Raw genomic sequence first — 15,225 nt, 5'->3', positions numbered from 1 at the left:
ATAACCGCGGGCGCCGCCCCGGTTGTGGACGCAAGTGTCGTCCCCGAGCCCCCGCGCGACGGCGGGAGGCACGGCAGTGGCCTTCGTCAGTCGTCGAGCGTCTTGGGCACTTCGAGATCGCTTTGCGCCAGCTCTTCGACGTTGACGTCCTTGAAGGTCACAACTCGCACGACCTTGACGAACCGGGCCGAGCGATACACGTCCCAGACCCACGCGTCGCGCAGCGTCAGCTCGAAATAGATCTCGCCGCCGTGATCGCTGCGCGCTTGCAGGTCGACATGGTTGGCCAGGTAAAAACGCCGCTCGGTTTCGACCACGTAGCTGAATAGGCCGACGACGTCCCGGTACTCCCGATAGAGCTTGAGCTCCATATCGGTTTCGTAGTTCTCGAGATCCTCGGTGCTCACAGTCTCATCATGCCTCGCCGGCCGTGGGCAACGCATCCCGGCCCGCCGATGAAGGCAGCCGCCAACTTGTCCGGTGATGTCGGCACGGCCCGTGCCGGGAGATCATGGCGCGGTGCGCGGCGGTGCCGTACCCCTTGTTGAGCTGCCAGTCGAAGTGCGGGAATTCCGGCGCAAGCCCGGCCATCAACGCATCGCGGCACACCTTGGCCAGCACGCTGGCCGCGCCGACCGTGACCGAGGTGAGGTCGGCTTTCACGCGGGTGCGCACCGGGGGCAGACGTCCGTCATCCCCGTCAGCGGCGCCCGCCGACTCGGCGGCTTCTGCCAGCCCGAGCTGGACGCCGCGCCCGGATAGCCAATCGGCGTTTCCGTCGAGCAGGACGACGTCCGGCACGGCGTCCAACTCGGCAAGGGCCCGCCGTCCGGCCAGGCCGAGTGCGCGGGTGATGCCCATCCGGTCGATGTCGGCCGGGCCGGCGTGGCCGACGGCCGAGGACACGCACCATTTTTCAATGTCGGAGATCAATGCCTCGCGTTGGGCTGCGCTGAGCAGTTTCGAATCGCGCACGCCGGGCAACACCGAGGCGCAGGTCGCGTCGATCATGACGACGCCGACCGATACCGGTCCGGCAAGCGCACCTCGACCGACTTCGTCCATGCCGGCGATGAAGCGGAAACCGCCGCGCATCAGCTCGCGCTCGACGTCGAGGGTCGGCGCCTGTGCCCCCGTCATGGATTGGGTACCTTGGCGAAGACCGCGGACGGCGTGTGCAGGATGCGTATGCGATCGAGCGGCCAGTTGATGAGGAAGACTCTGCCGACGACGTCGTCCTCCGGGATCGCCCCGTGCCCGGGATAACGCGAATCGGCCGAGTTCGAACGGTTGTCGCCCATCACCCACAGGTGGCCGGCCGGCACCTTCACGTTGAACTTCTTTTGCGACGGCGCCATGCCGGGCGGCAGGTACGTCTCCTTGATGGGAGTGCCGTTGACGACGATCCGCCCCTGCGGCGAACAGCATTTGACCCGGTCGCCGGGCATTCCGATGATGCGTTTGACCACCTGCTCCCCCGCGTTCTGCGGGTACAGGCCCACGTACATGAGCGCCGTCCGCCACCATTCGTGCTGCGGCTTGTCGGCAGGCGAGAGCCAGCCGCCGGGATCGTTGAAGACGACGACGTCGCCGCGTTCCAAGTCGAAGAACCGGGGCGTGAGCTCGCTGACCATGATGCGGTCGTTGACGTCGAGAGTGTTCATCATGGATTCGCTGGGAATGTAGAACGCGCGCATCAAGAAGAGCTTGATGAGGAACGAGAGGATGAGCGCCGCGACTATCACGAACGCAATTTCCCGCAGCCAGCCGAGAAACGAGTTGCCCGGCTTTTCCTCGCGTTCGGAGTTCACCTCTGCGTCCACGCGGTGTCCCCCTGTTGTCGTCGCGCCGTCGGTCGGCGAAATTGGATGCGGCGTCGGTCAACCGGCACGGCGATCTCCGCCGTGGTCGATGGAGCCGAACCGACTGGGCGGCCAAATGCGTAATACCACCTTACCGACCACTCGCGAGTCGGGCAGCATGCCCCCGCCGGGGTCGCCCAAGTGTGCGCGGGAGTCTGCGGAATCACTGCGATGGTCGCCCATCAACCACAGGTGGCCGGGCGGAACCTTGACGTTGAATTTGCCGGCGCTCGGCGCGTTGCCCGGCATGATGTAAGGCTCATTGACCGGGTTCCCGTTCACGACGATCTTGCCGGCAGTGTTGCAACAGCGCACGTGGTCGCCGCCGACGCCGATGACGCGTTTGACGATATACGCATTGCGGTTCGCCAGGCCGAACCAGGAGCCGATTTCGGTGCCGACGGCCTTCAGTCCCGTCGGCTCGACCCGGTTCGGGTAGAACGTGCCGCGCCCGTCGAACACGACGACGTCGCCGCGCCGCGGCGGATGCGTCAGATAGGACTGCCGGTAGACGGCGATATGATCGCCGACGTCCAAGGTGGGCTCCATCGATCCCGACGGGATCATGTACATCTGGATGAGAAATCCGCGAACCAGGGCCGCCACGACGATACAGACCGCGAAGAAGAGGAAAGTGCGCCGCCAAGAAAACCCCCGCGGATTTCCGCTGGGGGTTTTCTCTGACGTGTTGCCGGGCAACTAGCCTTAGCGCTTCTCGCGAATCTTGGCGGCCTTGCCGTGCAGGCCGCGCAGGTAGTAGAGCTTGGCGCGGCGGACGGCGCCGCGGGAGACCAGCTCGATCTTGTCGATGACCGGCGAGTGGACCGGGAAGGTGCGCTCCACTCCGACGCCGAAGCTGATCTTGCGGACCGTGAAGGTCTCGCGAACGCCGGCGCCGTGACGGCGGATAACGAGGCCCTGGAAGACCTGCACGCGCGAGCGGGTGCCTTCAACGACCTTGACGTGCACCTTCAGGGTGTCGCCGGCGCGGAATTCTGGAATGTCCTGCTTGAGCGATGCTGCGTCAAGCGCGTCGAGCTTCTGCATGTTGTCTCTTCCTTCCAGGTGCCACAGGTCACCTGATGTGATCCGTCCGCCCGGGACCGAACGTCCCGACCGGGCTAGCGAAAAATATTTGCCTATGCCGCAAGCGTCTGCGGCGTGCGATTGCCGGCTCCCCCATGGCAGGGCGCAACCCATAGGCACGATTAGTCATTCTGCCATAAATCGGGCCGCGGACAGAAATCGTCAGCCGCGGCGCAGCACGTCGCCGTCCGGCTTCCATCCCAATCGGGCCAGCGCGGCAAGATCGGACTCGTCGAACTGCGCGGACGGCGCGCCGTCAATCAGGTCCGGACGCCGCTCGGCCGTGCGAGACAACGCTTCGTCCCGCCGCCAGCGGGCGATCGCCGCGTGATTACCCGACAGCAGGACATCGGGCACCGCCCTGCCGCGCCACGTGCCGGGTTTCGTGTACACCGGATATTCCAGCATGCCTGCTTCGTGGGACTCCTCCACGAGGGATTCCGGGTTGCCGATGACCCCGGGCACGAGCCGTCCCATGGCCTCGATCATCGCCATGACCGCCACCTCGCCGCCGTTCAACACGTAGTCGCCGAGGCTCACCGGCATGACACGGATGCGCTGACGGGCGTCATCCAGCACCCGTTCGTCGATGCCCTCGTACCGGCCGCACGCAAACGCCACCCATTCGGTGCGCGCCAAAGTCTTGGCCAGTTCCTGGGTGAACGGCACACCGGCCGGGCTCGGCACGACGAGTGTCGGCGCCGACTCCGGCCGGGTGCTCGAGGCGAGTACGTGGTCGATGGCCTCGCCCCAGGGCTCCGGGCGCATGACCATCCCGGCGCCGCCGCCGTACGGGGTGTCGTCGACGGTGCGGTGGCGGTCGGTGGTGAAATCGCGCAGGTCGTGCACGCGCAGATCGATGAGTCCCTTGGCCCGGGCCTTGCCGATGAGCGACAGGTTCAGCGGTGCCAGGTAGTCCGGGAAGATCGTGACGACGTCAAAGCGCATGTCAGACGTCGTTTCCGGACCGATCGCCGTCCGTCAGCAAACCGCCGGGCGGGTCGAGCAGCACATTCCCCGCTTCGATGTCGACGACCGGAACGATCGCGTGCACGAACGGGACAAGGGCCTCGGCCCCGGACGGCTCGCTGACGACGAGTAGGTCCTGCGCCGGCCCGTGTTCGAGCCGGGCCACTGTGCCGACGATGCTGCCGTCGGACGCCAGCTTCGCAGTCAGGCCGACGAGCTGGGCCGGATCCCACGCGTCGTCGTCTTCGGCATCGATCGAGGCGGCCAGGAGGCGGGTGTTGCGAATTTCCTCGGCCCTCGTCCGGTCCGTTATCTCCTCGAAGGCGAGCAGCAGCCGGCCGTTGCCGTAACGGGCCGAGGTCAGGTGCAATCCGCCGATATCCGGCTCGGTGGCGAATTCGGCGCCGACGACGAATTGCTCGCGCGGCATGTCGGTGAGCACCTCGACGCTCACTTCACCGCGGATGCCGTGCGGCCGGCCGATCCTGGCCACTACGTTCATCTGGGCTCTTTTCTGTCGAGCTGGATTCTTCCGGGACGAAAAATGACGGCCTTGCCTCCGGCGGATGTGCATCCGGCGGATCCAAGGCCGTCATCGGGTTTGCTTGGCGTTTAGCGCGCTTCCATCAGGTCGACCCTGACCGGCTCGCCGTCGGCCAGCGCACCGATCACGGCGCGCAATGCCTTGGCGGTGCGACCGGAGCGGCCGATCACGCGGCCGAGATCGTCCGGGTGCACGTGAACTTCCAGCAACTGGCCGCGGCGCAGGTCCTTGGGCCGTACCCGCACGTCGTCCGGATTATCGACGATCCCCTTGACCAGATGCTCGAGAGCCTCACCAAGCATCGGTTACGCCTCGGCGCCGGTTTCGGAAGGCTCCGCAGCCGCCTTCTCGTCGGCCGGCTTTTCCTCGGCCTTGTCCTCGGCCTTTTCCTCGGGCTTTTCGGCCTTCTTGGACTTCGGCGTGACGGCTTCCTTCGGAGCAGAGCTGCTTTCCGGAGCTTCGAACGGCTTCTTTTCCTCCGGACGACGCAGAGTGCCTTCGGCGCCCGGGAGCCCCTTGAACTTCTGCCAATCGCCGGTGATCTTGAGCAATGCCAAGACCTGCTCGCTCGGCTGGGCGCCAACGCCGAGCCAGTACTGAGCGCGATCGGAATCGATCTCGATCAGCGACGGCTCGCGCAGCGGGTGATACAGACCGATCTCTTCAATCGAGCGGCCGTCACGCTTTTGGCGGCTGTCCATGATGACGACGCGGTAAAAGGGGCTGCGAATCTTGCCGAATCGCTTCAAACGAATTTTGACTGCCACTTGGGTGGTGTCTCCTGGTTCTTGTCAGTGTCGAGCTGCACGTCGGATCCGTGGGGTTGGACGGGACGGCCAGCTACTTGGACGCGACGCGGTTCCGGGTGAGAGGGCCCGGGCCCGCGCGAGTACTGAATAATTGTGCCAGATGGGCAGACAATTGCCCAACTTTCCTTGAACGCCCGGACGCTACCGGCCGAGGAACTTGCCGAATCCGTCCGGCAGATTGGCCGGGTCGAACGCGTCCTTTGGCTCATCGGACCCGAATGCCGAACCGTCCTGGACGGGGGCGGGCTTCGTCTTTTCGCCGCGCTCTTCCATGGCCCGCTTGGCCGGATTGCCCGATTTGCCCTTTTTCTTCTTCGAGGACGACGACTTACCCTTCGATTTCTTACCGCCCGGCAGGCCGCCCATACCGGGCATGCCGCCGCCCATTCCGGGCATACCACCCATACCGGGCATGCCGCCTCCGCCGCCGCGCATTTGGCGCATCATCTTTTGGGCCTGGCCGAAGCGTTCCATCAGCTGGTTGACATCCGTCACCGTGACTCCCGAGCCCCGGGCGATGCGGGAGCGGCGCGAGCCGTTGAGGAGCTTCGGATTAGTGCGTTCGGCAGGAGTCATCGACCGCACGATCGCCTCGACCCTGTCGACTTCCCGTTCGTCGAAGTTGTCGAGCTGCTCGCGGATCGACGCGGCGCCCGGCATCATGGCGATCATCTTCTTCAACGAGCCCATATTGCGCAGGCTCGCCATTTGCTTGAGGAAGTCGTTGAGGTCGAAGTCTTCACCTGAGGTGATCTTCGCCGCCATCTTTTCGGCTTCGTCTTGGTCGAACGCCTTCTCGGCCTGTTCGATGAGCGTGAGCACATCGCCCATGTCGAGGATGCGTGACGCCATCCGGTCGGGGTGGAACGGCTCGAAATCGCCAAGATTCTCACCCGTGGATGCGAACATGACGGGCTTACCGGTGACTTCGGCAACGGACAGTGCGGCGCCGCCGCGGGCATCGCCGTCCAGCTTCGACAAGACGACGCCGGTGAATCCGACGCCGTCCGCGAAGGCTTCGGCCGTGCGCACGGCATCTTGGCCGATCATGGCGTCGATGACGAACAGCACCTCGTCGGGCGTCACCGCATTGCGGATGTCGGCCGCCTGCTGCATCAGTTCTTCATCGATACCGAGCCGGCCGGCAGTGTCCACGATGACTATGTCGTGCTGCTTCTCCACGGCATGCCGGACTCCGCCTTCGGCCACGGCGATCGGATCGCCGATGCCGTTGCCCGGCTCGGGGGCGTAAACCGGCACGCCCGCCCGTTCGCCGACCACCTGCAGCTGCGTGACGGCATTCGGCCGTTGGAGGTCGCTGGCCACCAGCAGCGGCGTGTGCCCCTCGGCCGCCAGGTATTTGCCGAGCTTGCCGGCCAGGGTCGTCTTACCGGCGCCTTGCAGGCCGGCCAGCATGATGACGGTGGGCGGGTTTTTGGCGAATTGAAGCCGCCGTGTTTCCCCTCCGAGGACCTCGACCAGCTGGTCGTTGACGATCTTGACGATCTGCTGAGCCGGATTCAGCGCTGCCGAGACCTCGGCCGACAGCGCCCGTTCACGCACTTTCCCGGTGAATCCGCGCACAACCGGCAGCGCGACGTCCGCGTCCAGCAGAGCACGCCTGATCTCGCGAATCGTCGCATCGACGTCGGCCTCGGACAGCCGGCCCTTGCCGCGAAGATTCTTGAACGTCGTCGTGAGACGGTCGGAAAGCGAATTGAACATTCCTCAAGCCTACAATCGCCGGGCCCGGCCCCTCCAATCGCGCCGCGACAGCCGCGAGGAAAACGCTGCGCCGAGTGGTGGCGAACGGCTGTTATGCCCCCTCGCACTTCGCCGAGTGGTGGCGAACGGCTGCGAAATCGGCGATTTCGCAGCCATTCGCCACCACTCGGCGGAAGGTGAGGCGCGCGGGCGGGTCAGTCCAGCAGCGCGTCGACGAATTCTTCGGCAGTGAACGGGGCCAGGTCGTCGGGCCCTTCTCCCAGACCGATCAACTTCACGGGGACGCCGAGCGCCCGCTGGACCGCGACGACTATGCCGCCCTTCGCCGTTCCGTCCAATTTGGTCAGCACGATCCCGCTGATGTCGACGACTTCGGAAAAGACCTTGGCCTGCTGCATCCCGTTCTGGCCCGTCGTCGCATCGAGCACCAGCAGCACTTCATCGATCGTGCCGCCGTCCAGCGCCCGTTCGGCCACGCGCTTGACCTTGCCGAGCTGATCCATGAGCCCGACCTTGTTCTGCAGCCTCCCGGCGGTGTCGATCAGTACGACGTCCGATTCGCCGTCGATGCCGGCACGCACTGCGTCGTGCGCCACGGACGCCGGGTCGGCACCTTCCTTGTCCGAACGAACCGTGGGCACGCCGACGCGTTCGCCCCACGTCTGCAGCTGATCGGCGGCGGCGGCTCGGAATGTATCGGCCGCGCCCAGCACGACGTCCTTGTCCTCCGCCACGAGTACGCGGGCAAGCTTGCCGACGGTCGTGGTCTTTCCGGTGCCGTTCACGCCGACGACGAGGACGACGGCGGGCCGGCCCGGCGCGGCCGTGACGCTCAGTTCGCGCTCCATCGTCGGGTCGACGAGTTTAATGAGCTCTTCGCGCAGCAGGGCGCGCAGCTGGTCGGGCTCCTTCGTGCCGAGCACGCGGACTCGTTCGCGTAGCGTGTCGACGAGTTCGGTGGTCGGGTCGACGCCCACATCGGCAAGGAGCAGCGTGTCCTCGATCTCTTCCCACGTCTCTTCGTCAAGCGTGTCCCGGGACAACAACGCCAGCAACCCACGGCCCAGGCCCGAGTTGGACTTCGCCAAACGGGCGCGCAGGCGTGCCAGCCTGGTTCGCGGCTCGGTGGGTGTTTCGAGAGGGGCCGGTTCGGTCGGCGCGGTCAGTGTGTCGCCGGGCTCCGAGGCGGATTCGTCACCGGCGGCACGCTCTTCTTGAACCGTGCCGGACTCGTCCTCGGCGGTCGCAGTGCCGCCACGGGGCCGGCGTTGCAGCGCGCTCTTGGCACGCCGCTTGGCGCCGGTGACGAGCGTCGTGGCGACACCCGCCACCACGACGACGAAGACAATGATGAATACGAGAAGTTCGGTAGCGTCCACGGTTGGTCAGTCTCTCATGGATAGAAGGGCTTCCCTGCATCGGAGGGAGCCGGAGCGGAGTCGACGCCGGGCCGACCCGGCGGTGGTCCGCGGCGTCAGCCGATCAGGAGCTTTGCGGCGGTTTTCAATCCCTCGCCGGATTCCGGTGCACGCCAGTGCCGGGTGCGCGGTCGGCCCGCCCATACCGGCGGCATGGCATGGCGCATCGATTGCAGTCGCGGCACGTATTCGGGCTCGGCGCCCCGGCCCGCCTCGGTGTTCTGCTTGGCGTCCTGCTCTGCGTCCGGCGATTCGGCAACACGAGCGGCAACGGGTTGAGCGTCGGACGACGCGGCAACCGCCGGCTCGGGCCGTCGCGATTTTTCCGCCGGCGCCTTTTTCGGCAGTTCTTGGTCGCCGCCCGTCCCGCGCTCGTCCGGTCCGGGCTCCTCGGAGCGTTTCTCGGCGATTGCCCGTTCGGCCTTCGCACGCTGCCTTCTGGCGCGTTTGGCTTCTCGCGATTCCTTCTCGTCGGCCGCCACGAGCCCGGCCGGTTCGAATTCGTCACCGTCGCCGGTGAACAAGTCGTCGACCGAGTCCTCGTCGTCGAATCCCGTCCACGATCCGGGCAGGCGGAAATTCTGAGTCTCGTTGTCGGGGATGCGACCTTCGGATCGCAGCCCCGGCAAGGCGACAAGGAGCACGATCAGCACGGCAATAGCCACGCATACCACGAGGCCGATGATGACGATGCTCATCGATCCTGCCTAGCGGGTGGTTGTTGCGCGGTGTGCACTGGCGGAGCTCTCCAAATGTCTGTCTGTCGTCGACGTGGGGTACCTCCCTATGATAGCGGGGTGCCCGGCCGGCCCGTCGGAGGCCAACATCACGATTCGCTGACAGTTTCCTGCCCGGCAGCTGCGTCGTGACGACCATCGAGGCGCTGGCTGATGACGGCGCTGACGCCGTCGCCGCGCATCGAGACGCCGTACAACGCGTCGGCGACCTCCATGGTGCGTTTTTGGTGGGTGATCACTATCAGCTGGCTCGATTCGCGCAGTTCGTCGAAAATCGTGATCAGCCGAGACAGGTTGGTGTCGTCCAGCGCCGCCTCGACCTCGTCCATCACGTAGAACGGACTGGGCCGCGCCTTGAAGATCGCCACGAGCAGTGCGACGGCCGTGAGCGATCGTTCGCCGCCGGACAGCAGCGACAGCCGTTTGACCTTCTTGCCCGCCGGACGAGCCTCGACATCGATACCGGTCGTGAGCATGTCGTCCGGATTTGTCAGCACCAGCTTGCCCTCGCCGCCCGGGAACAGTCTGTCGAAGACGACGGTGAACTGCTCGGCAGTATCGTGGAACGCCTCGGTGAAGACCTCTTCGACGCGTTTGTCCACATCGCTGACGATATCGAGCAGGTCGCCGCGGGAGCGTTTCAAATCGTCCAGCTGGGTCTCCAGGAACTTGTGCCGCTCTTCCAACGCGTTGAATTCCTCGAGCGCCAGCGGGTTCACGCGGCCGAGTTTGTTCAAATCGCGTTCGGCGCTCTTCAGTCGTTTCTCTTGCTCGGCACGGACGTACGGCACGGTGTCCCGTTCGTTGCCGGCCCCCGGCCCGTCGTCCCGTTCATTGCCGCCCTCCGGGCCGCCGTCCGCGGAATCGTTACCCGGAGAAGCCACCGGCACCGGGCGGTCCGGGCCGAATTCGTCGACAAGGTGTTCGGCCGTGATGCCGAGCTCGTCGACGGCGCGGGACTGCAATGCCTCGATCTGCAGCCGCTGCTGAGTGCGCGCCACCTCTCCCGAATGCACGGTGTCGGTGAGCTCGTTCAATTCACCCTGCAGTTCGTCGACCGTTGTGCGCAGCTTGCCGAGCGTCTCTTCACCGGCCGCGTGTTCACGCTCGGCCTCGTCGCGCGCTTCGGCGGCGCGGGTCATGGACCCGGAGAGCGCCTCGGCGACGGCGTCCGCGGCGGACGCCACTGCCTGGGCCCGTTGTGATTGCTGTTGGCGGATCTCGGCGCGCCGGGCAGCTTCGGCCCGGGCGTTGCGTTCGGTGCGGGCAGCGGCCTCGAGCGATTTCACCCTGCCGGCCAATGCGTGCGCACGTTCTTCGCCGGTGCGCAGCGCCAGTTTCGCGTCCATTTCCGCGGCGCGCGCCATCCGGGCCTTGTCGGCAAGGTCGTCGCGCGCGTCGGTATCGGGTTCCTGGTCGCCCTCGTCCGCGTCCTCGGCCGCCGCGAGCCGCTCGGTGACGTCGGCGAGTTTCTTCCGCTCGGTCTCGAGGGATTCCTCGGTTGTGGCCACCTGTTTCTCGAGCCGTTCGGCTTCGGCGGCGGCGGACCGGGTCTGTGATCCGAGCCTGCCCAGCTGTTCGGCAACCGCGGCGAGCCGCGCGTCCGACGCGTGCAGTTCCGCCATGGCGGCGTCGACGTCGGCCGAGGCCTTCTGCACGCGTTCGTCGGCGCCGGCACGGGCAAAGCGGACGCGCTCGAGCTCGTGCTCGATCTCGCTCTGACGGGCCCCAGCCTCGTCGACGGCGGTTTGCAGGGCCAGCAGGCTCGGACTCTCGCCCACGGTTCCGCCCAGCGCGCGGGAGGCCGAGAACACGTCGCCGTCCCGCGTCACTGCGGTGACGTCGCCGGACCGCGCGACAAGTTCGCGTGCTTCGGCGATGCCGTCGACGATGACGGTCCCGGCAAGCAGCCGCGCAATCGCGGATTTCAACGCCGGTTTCGGCGTGACGACGTCAATTGCCGGCGTGCCGCCGTCGTGCGCCGGGGCCGGAGCCGGCCCGTCCGCACCGTTCGCGATGACGAGTTCGGATCTGCCGGCCTCGCCGTCTTTGAGATATCGGACGGCGTCCACTGCCGAATCGACCGAGTCCACGACCACCGCGTCCGCGACCCGTCCCAAGGCGGCGGTGACGGCGTTCTCGTAGCCGGATTTCACGCTGAGCAGCGACGTGACGGACCCGAGGACGCCGGGACTCCCGGAATCGAGCAGGACGCCGGAACCGTCTTGCCGGGCCAACCCGATCTGCAATGCGTCGAGCCTGGCCGTGAGCGAGTTCTGCTCGGTCTCGAGCTCGCGTGTGGTGGCGTCGAGCTCGGCGAGTGCGGCCTCGGCCGCGTCGAGTTCGGTTTGCGCGCTCTCGTGCTCCCGGTCGAGGCCTTCTTCGCCCTCTTCGACCCCGGCCACGGATTGTTCGACGGACGCGAATTCGGCCGATGCGTCGTCGCGACGGCGTTCGGTCTCGCGCAGAGATTCGCGTTGTCTGCCGATCTCGGCCTCCGCCGCTTCGACCTTCGACCGTTGGGCCTGGACGGCGCCGGCCAGGCGTGCCAGCCCTTCGCGGCGGTCGGCGGACGCCCGCAGCAGCGCGGCCACGCGTTTTTCCTCCCGAGCGTGTGCGTCTTCGGACTCCGATCGGTGCGCTGCCGCATCGTCCAGCGCCCGCTTCAATCCGTCGATCTCCTCGGCAAGCCGGGATTGCTCGTCCCGCAAGGACTCCGCCTGTTTGTCGAGTTCGTCCGGGTCGCGCCCCGATCCCGACTTCTCCTCCTGGGTTCCCAACAAGCGGATGCGTTCGCCGGCCAGGTTCTTCAAGCTGCCGAGTCTCTCGTGCAGGGTCGACAATCGGTACCAGGTGTCGCGGTGCGCAGCGAGCCGCGGCGAGGCCTCGGCAAGGGTTCGCTGCACGTGGTTTTGCCGGGTCTTGGCTTCCTCGAGTGCTTTTTCGACCTCGGCGCGGCGGGCCTTCAGCGCCGATTCGTCGGCGGCTTCCTGTTCGAATTGCGACGTGAGCTGGACGAGATCGTCGGCCAGCAGTCGGGCGCGTGCATCGCGCAGGTCTGCTTGCACGGTTTGGGCGCGCCGAGCAATCTTGGCCTGCCTGCCGAGCGGTCCGAGTTGCCGGCGGATCTCGGACGTCAGGTCCGACAAGCGCGTCAGATTGGCTTGCATGGCTTCGAGCTTGCGGACCGCTTTTTCTTTGCGCTTGCGGTGCTTGAGCACGCCGGCGGCCTCTTCGATGAATCCGCGCCGTTCTTCGGGTGAGGCGTGCAGGACGGCGTCCAGCTGCCCTTGGCCGACGATGACGTGCATTTCGCGTCCGAGGCCGGAGTCCGAGAGCAGCTCTTGCACGTCGAGCAGGCGTGCCGATGAACCGTTGATGGCGTATTCGCTGCCCCCGGACCGGAACAGGGTGCGCGAGATCGTCACTTCGGTGTAGTCGATCGGCAGGGCACCGTCGGTGTTGTCGATGGTCAACGACACCTCGGCGCGACCCAGCGGCGCCCGTCCGGAAGTGCCGGCAAAAATGACGTCTTCCATCTTTCCGCCGCGCAGGCTCTTGACGCCTTGTTCGCCCATCACCCAGCTGAGCGCATCGACCACATTGGATTTGCCCGACCCGTTCGGACCGACCACGCAGGTCACGCCCGGTTCGAATTCAAACGTGGTGGCCGAGGCGAACGACTTGAACCCGCGGAGGGTCAGAGTCTTCAAATGCACCTGTCGGCCTCACTCGTTCGATCGGCAGCCGTCGGGAGGGGCCGGCGGCCGCGTGGTCAACTTACAGCCCTTACCCTAACGTCACCAGCGGGCGCGTCTTGGCACTTTTTGGCGGTTCGGGCAGAAATATGCGCTGCGATTCATGAATTTCTCCCGCACTATCGCGGTGCCGCAGCGTTTTCAGGGCTCGCCGGCGCGTCCGTACCCGTCCAACGGCGGGGCAATTGCGAGTCGGCTACGAGGAAATTACAAGCTTATGGGTCGGCACAACCGACCGATTTACTTGTTAGGTAGACTGGCGGTATGGACGCAGTCTCAGATCGTGCGCGTCAGTCGCGCAATTCCGAGCGCACGCGGGCCGCCGTGCTGTCGGCGGCGGTACGCGCATTCGCGGAGAAGGGGACGGGGGTGTCGCTCGCGTCGATCGCGAAGGATGGCGGGGTCTCCAAGGGCGGGCTGCTGCATCACTTCCCAACTCGCGAGGCGCTCATCGTGGCGTTGGTCGATGACGCGAACCGCCGCTTCCGTGCCGCGGTCCAGTCCCATCTGGATCTGTCCGAGAATCAGCCGGGGAAGATGCTCCGCGCCTACGTCCGGGCTCTGTGCTCGGGGGCGGAAGAGACGGTCGAGTACTTCACCTCGGCCCCGTCCTGGGTCGGTGTCTATGACATTCCCGAGGTGGCGGACCTTTCTCGGGCCGATGAGCGGTGGTGGGCTGAGCAGTTCGCGATCGATGGTTTGCCGGCCGATCGGATCTTCGTGGTGAGGCGAGCCGCCGAGGGCCTGGCAGCGGCGATGGCGTACGGCGGACAGCCCGCCGACGAGGTGGCCGTCCAGCGCGAGCTTCTTCTGTCGCTCACTCTGGGCGGGCACCTGTCTGCCTGACTCGAAACGAGACTACTTCTCGCCCTCGAGGCGTGTGACGAGTTCGGTTGCGGCGCGTTGGCCGGACAGGATCGCGCCGTTCATGGTGCCGGAGAACCGGCCTGCGGTCTCGGATCCCGCCCAGTGGATGCGCCCAACCGGCTCGCGCAGGTAGGGCCCGAACGCGGTCCACGCTTTGGGCCCGACGGCGGGGTTCGGTCCACCGGGTGCGAAGGTGTCGTTGCCCCAGGAGAAGTCGGTGTAGTCGATGCTGTCTCGCGCCTGCTCTCCATAGAGGTGGGCGAGGTGTCCAATGACGCGACGTCGTCGTTCGAAGGACGTGTATGCGTCGAATCCGCGGGCATCGCAGAAAACCATGAGAATGCCGGGTCCGGCAGCGCCGGGGCTCACGTCGAAGGTGAGGAAGACGGTGTCGTCGTCGGACATGCCCTCGCCGGACAGGCCGTCGTCACGCCAAAAGGGGCGGTCGTAGGCGACGAAGGCCTTGCTGAGCGCGCCCAGACGCCAGCTGCGGGCGAGTCCGTAGTGTTGAGCCGGCAGGGCCGGTGAGAACTCGATGGTGGCACGGTGCATTGGGGACGCCGTGACGATGACGTATCGACCATCGATGCGATGAGTTCCGGTCTCGACGGTGACCCGGTCCTCGCTGGTGGTGATGCGTTCGACGGGTGCGTCGAGCAGAACGCGCGGGGTATCGATGGCGGCAGTCGACTTCTCAACCGAAGCGTCGGTGCGCGCATGCGAGTCGACCGTCTCAGCAAGCGCCGTGACGAGTCCGTGCGCGGTGCCGAGGATGCGATCCTGCTGGTCGCCGCCCTCGACGGCGAGCATGTGCTCGAGTCCGCCGAGCGTCTTGATGTAGCGCATCACGTTGAACAGCGATACATCGCCGACGGGTGCTCCCCAATGCACGGTACAGATCATGTTCATGAACGCGCGTGTGCCCTTGAGCGCCCGTGTGCGGCGCAGCCACTCACCGAAGGACATGGCGTCGAGGCGTGCCGCGCTCGGGTGCGTCCACGGGTTCTCGAGCGGCAGGTCGTCGACGCGCTTCTGCAGGACGCTCATGACCCTGGCGATGTCGGCCATGACCCACGGCGCGAGTGCGGTGAGGCCCTCGACCCTGCGCTTGCCGCCAAGTGAGATCACGCCTTTCCCCTGGTGGAACTGGGCAACGAACTCGATGCCGAGACGGGCGGCAAGCTCGCGCAACGCCGCGTGGTCCGGCGCAACCCACGTTGCCCCGGCATCGACGGAATTTCCCGCTACTTCTGCCCTGCGGATTCGTTCGCCCACGCGATCGCGTCCTTCCAAGACGACGACCTCGTAGCCGTTCCGAGTGAGCTGGTCGGCGGCGGTGAGACCTAACAGGCCGGCACCCACGATGACGACGTCGACCGTGCGCTTTTCAGGTAAAGTCACTGTTTCTCCTTTCGATCCGGCGAGAGGTCGCGCGTCCCACCAGTCTCGC

General features: G+C 66.2%; 15 protein-coding genes and 1 pseudogene. 1 reads left to right on the top strand and 15 read right to left on the bottom strand.

Features of this window, described 5'->3' with window-relative positions:
* Positions 1–86: 86 nt before the first annotated feature.
* From BJY26_RS10210 to BJY26_RS10145, 14 genes and pseudogenes are all read right to left on the bottom strand, one after another.
* On the bottom strand, positions 87–407 hold the full coding sequence (locus BJY26_RS10210; RefSeq protein WP_179427936.1) for a DUF2469 domain-containing protein: 321 nt from the start codon (positions 405–407) through the stop codon (positions 87–89).
* A gap of 7 nt (positions 408–414) precedes the next feature.
* On the bottom strand, positions 415–1,140 hold the full coding sequence (locus tag BJY26_RS10205; RefSeq protein ID WP_179427934.1) for a ribonuclease HII: 726 nt from the start codon (positions 1,138–1,140) through the stop codon (positions 415–417).
* Entirely contained in the window at positions 1,137–1,823 is a 687-nt protein-coding gene (gene lepB, locus BJY26_RS10200; protein WP_237248990.1) for a signal peptidase I, read from the bottom strand. Before lepB (BJY26_RS10200) ends, BJY26_RS10205 begins: the two co-directional genes overlap by 4 nt.
* 57 nt (positions 1,824–1,880) lie before the next feature.
* Positions 1,881–2,561 (bottom strand): signal peptidase I, encoded by a 681-nt coding sequence (lepB, locus tag BJY26_RS10195; protein WP_179427932.1) that lies wholly within the window; start codon positions 2,559–2,561, stop codon positions 1,881–1,883.
* Positions 2,562–2,567: 6 nt separating this feature from the next.
* A complete protein-coding gene (rplS, locus tag BJY26_RS10190) occupies positions 2,568–2,909 on the bottom strand; it encodes a 50S ribosomal protein L19 (RefSeq protein WP_179427930.1) in 342 nt (113 codons plus the stop codon).
* 201 nt (positions 2,910–3,110) lie between these two features.
* The gene (gene trmD, locus BJY26_RS10185) at positions 3,111–3,896 is read right to left on the bottom strand and encodes a tRNA (guanosine(37)-N1)-methyltransferase TrmD (protein WP_179427928.1); all 786 of its coding nucleotides are present in this window, start codon (positions 3,894–3,896) and stop codon (positions 3,111–3,113) included.
* A 1-nt stretch (position 3,897) separates the two neighbouring features.
* Positions 3,898–4,419, bottom strand: coding sequence for a ribosome maturation factor RimM (gene rimM, locus BJY26_RS10180; protein ID WP_179427926.1), 522 nt, complete (start codon positions 4,417–4,419; stop codon positions 3,898–3,900).
* A gap of 110 nt (positions 4,420–4,529) precedes the next feature.
* Positions 4,530–4,763 carry an RNA-binding protein gene (locus BJY26_RS10175; RefSeq protein ID WP_179427924.1) on the bottom strand — a complete coding sequence of 78 codons (234 nt, stop codon included), beginning with the start codon at positions 4,761–4,763 and terminating at the stop codon, positions 4,530–4,532.
* A 3-nt stretch (positions 4,764–4,766) separates the two neighbouring features.
* Entirely contained in the window at positions 4,767–5,228 is a 462-nt protein-coding gene (rpsP, locus tag BJY26_RS10170) for a 30S ribosomal protein S16 (RefSeq protein ID WP_179427922.1), read from the bottom strand.
* A gap of 183 nt (positions 5,229–5,411) precedes the next feature.
* Positions 5,412–6,995, bottom strand: a complete 1,584-nt coding sequence (ffh, locus tag BJY26_RS10165; RefSeq protein ID WP_179427920.1) for a signal recognition particle protein — start codon at positions 6,993–6,995, stop codon at positions 5,412–5,414.
* A 194-nt stretch (positions 6,996–7,189) separates the two neighbouring features.
* The gene (gene ftsY, locus BJY26_RS10160) at positions 7,190–8,374 is read right to left on the bottom strand and encodes a signal recognition particle-docking protein FtsY (protein WP_179427918.1); all 1,185 of its coding nucleotides are present in this window, start codon (positions 8,372–8,374) and stop codon (positions 7,190–7,192) included.
* A gap of 95 nt (positions 8,375–8,469) precedes the next feature.
* Positions 8,470–9,111: a hypothetical protein gene (locus tag BJY26_RS10155; protein WP_179427916.1), complete on the bottom strand. Its 642-nt coding sequence runs from the start codon at positions 9,109–9,111 to the stop codon at positions 8,470–8,472.
* A gap of 128 nt (positions 9,112–9,239) precedes the next feature.
* Positions 9,240–12,869 (bottom strand): chromosome segregation protein SMC, encoded by a 3,630-nt coding sequence (gene smc, locus BJY26_RS10150; RefSeq protein WP_179427914.1) that lies wholly within the window; start codon positions 12,867–12,869, stop codon positions 9,240–9,242.
* A gap of 81 nt (positions 12,870–12,950) precedes the next feature.
* Positions 12,951–13,043: pseudogene (locus tag BJY26_RS10145) on the bottom strand (hypothetical protein); the annotation flags it as partial.
* Positions 13,044–13,172: 129 nt separating this feature from the next.
* Between BJY26_RS10145 and BJY26_RS10140 the strand changes: the two are divergent.
* Complete coding sequence (locus BJY26_RS10140) at positions 13,173–13,754, top strand: TetR/AcrR family transcriptional regulator (RefSeq protein WP_179427912.1); 582 nt, start codon at positions 13,173–13,175, stop codon at positions 13,752–13,754.
* Positions 13,755–13,766: 12 nt separating this feature from the next.
* Here BJY26_RS10140 and BJY26_RS10135 read toward each other — a convergent pair whose 3' ends face one another.
* A complete protein-coding gene (locus tag BJY26_RS10135) occupies positions 13,767–15,176 on the bottom strand; it encodes a flavin monoamine oxidase family protein (RefSeq protein WP_179427910.1) in 1,410 nt (469 codons plus the stop codon).
* Positions 15,177–15,225 lie beyond the last annotated feature (49 nt).

The sequence above is a fragment of the Spelaeicoccus albus genome (assembly GCF_013409065.1).
Lineage (GTDB): Bacteria > Actinomycetota > Actinomycetes > Actinomycetales > Brevibacteriaceae > Spelaeicoccus > Spelaeicoccus albus.
Note: the sequence above shows the minus strand (reverse complement) of the source record. Positions and strands in the feature narration are given on the sequence as shown.

Excerpts from the sequence above, each read along its gene's own strand:
- BJY26_RS10205 (WP_179427934.1), bottom strand. The coding sequence starts at position 1,140 with ATGACGGGGGCACAGGCGCCGACCCTCGACGTCGAGCGCGAGCTGATG.
- rplS (WP_179427930.1), bottom strand. The coding sequence starts at position 2,909 with ATGCAGAAGCTCGACGCGCTTGACGCAGCATCGCTCAAGCAGGACATT.
- trmD (WP_179427928.1), bottom strand. The coding sequence starts at position 3,896 with ATGCGCTTTGACGTCGTCACGATCTTCCCGGACTACCTGGCACCGCTG.
- rimM (WP_179427926.1), bottom strand. The coding sequence starts at position 4,419 with ATGAACGTAGTGGCCAGGATCGGCCGGCCGCACGGCATCCGCGGTGAA.
- BJY26_RS10175 (WP_179427924.1), bottom strand. The coding sequence starts at position 4,763 with ATGCTTGGTGAGGCTCTCGAGCATCTGGTCAAGGGGATCGTCGATAAT.
- ffh (WP_179427920.1), bottom strand. The coding sequence starts at position 6,995 with ATGTTCAATTCGCTTTCCGACCGTCTCACGACGACGTTCAAGAATCTT.
- BJY26_RS10155 (WP_179427916.1), bottom strand. The coding sequence starts at position 9,111 with ATGAGCATCGTCATCATCGGCCTCGTGGTATGCGTGGCTATTGCCGTG.
- BJY26_RS10140 (WP_179427912.1), top strand. The coding sequence starts at position 13,173 with ATGGACGCAGTCTCAGATCGTGCGCGTCAGTCGCGCAATTCCGAGCGC.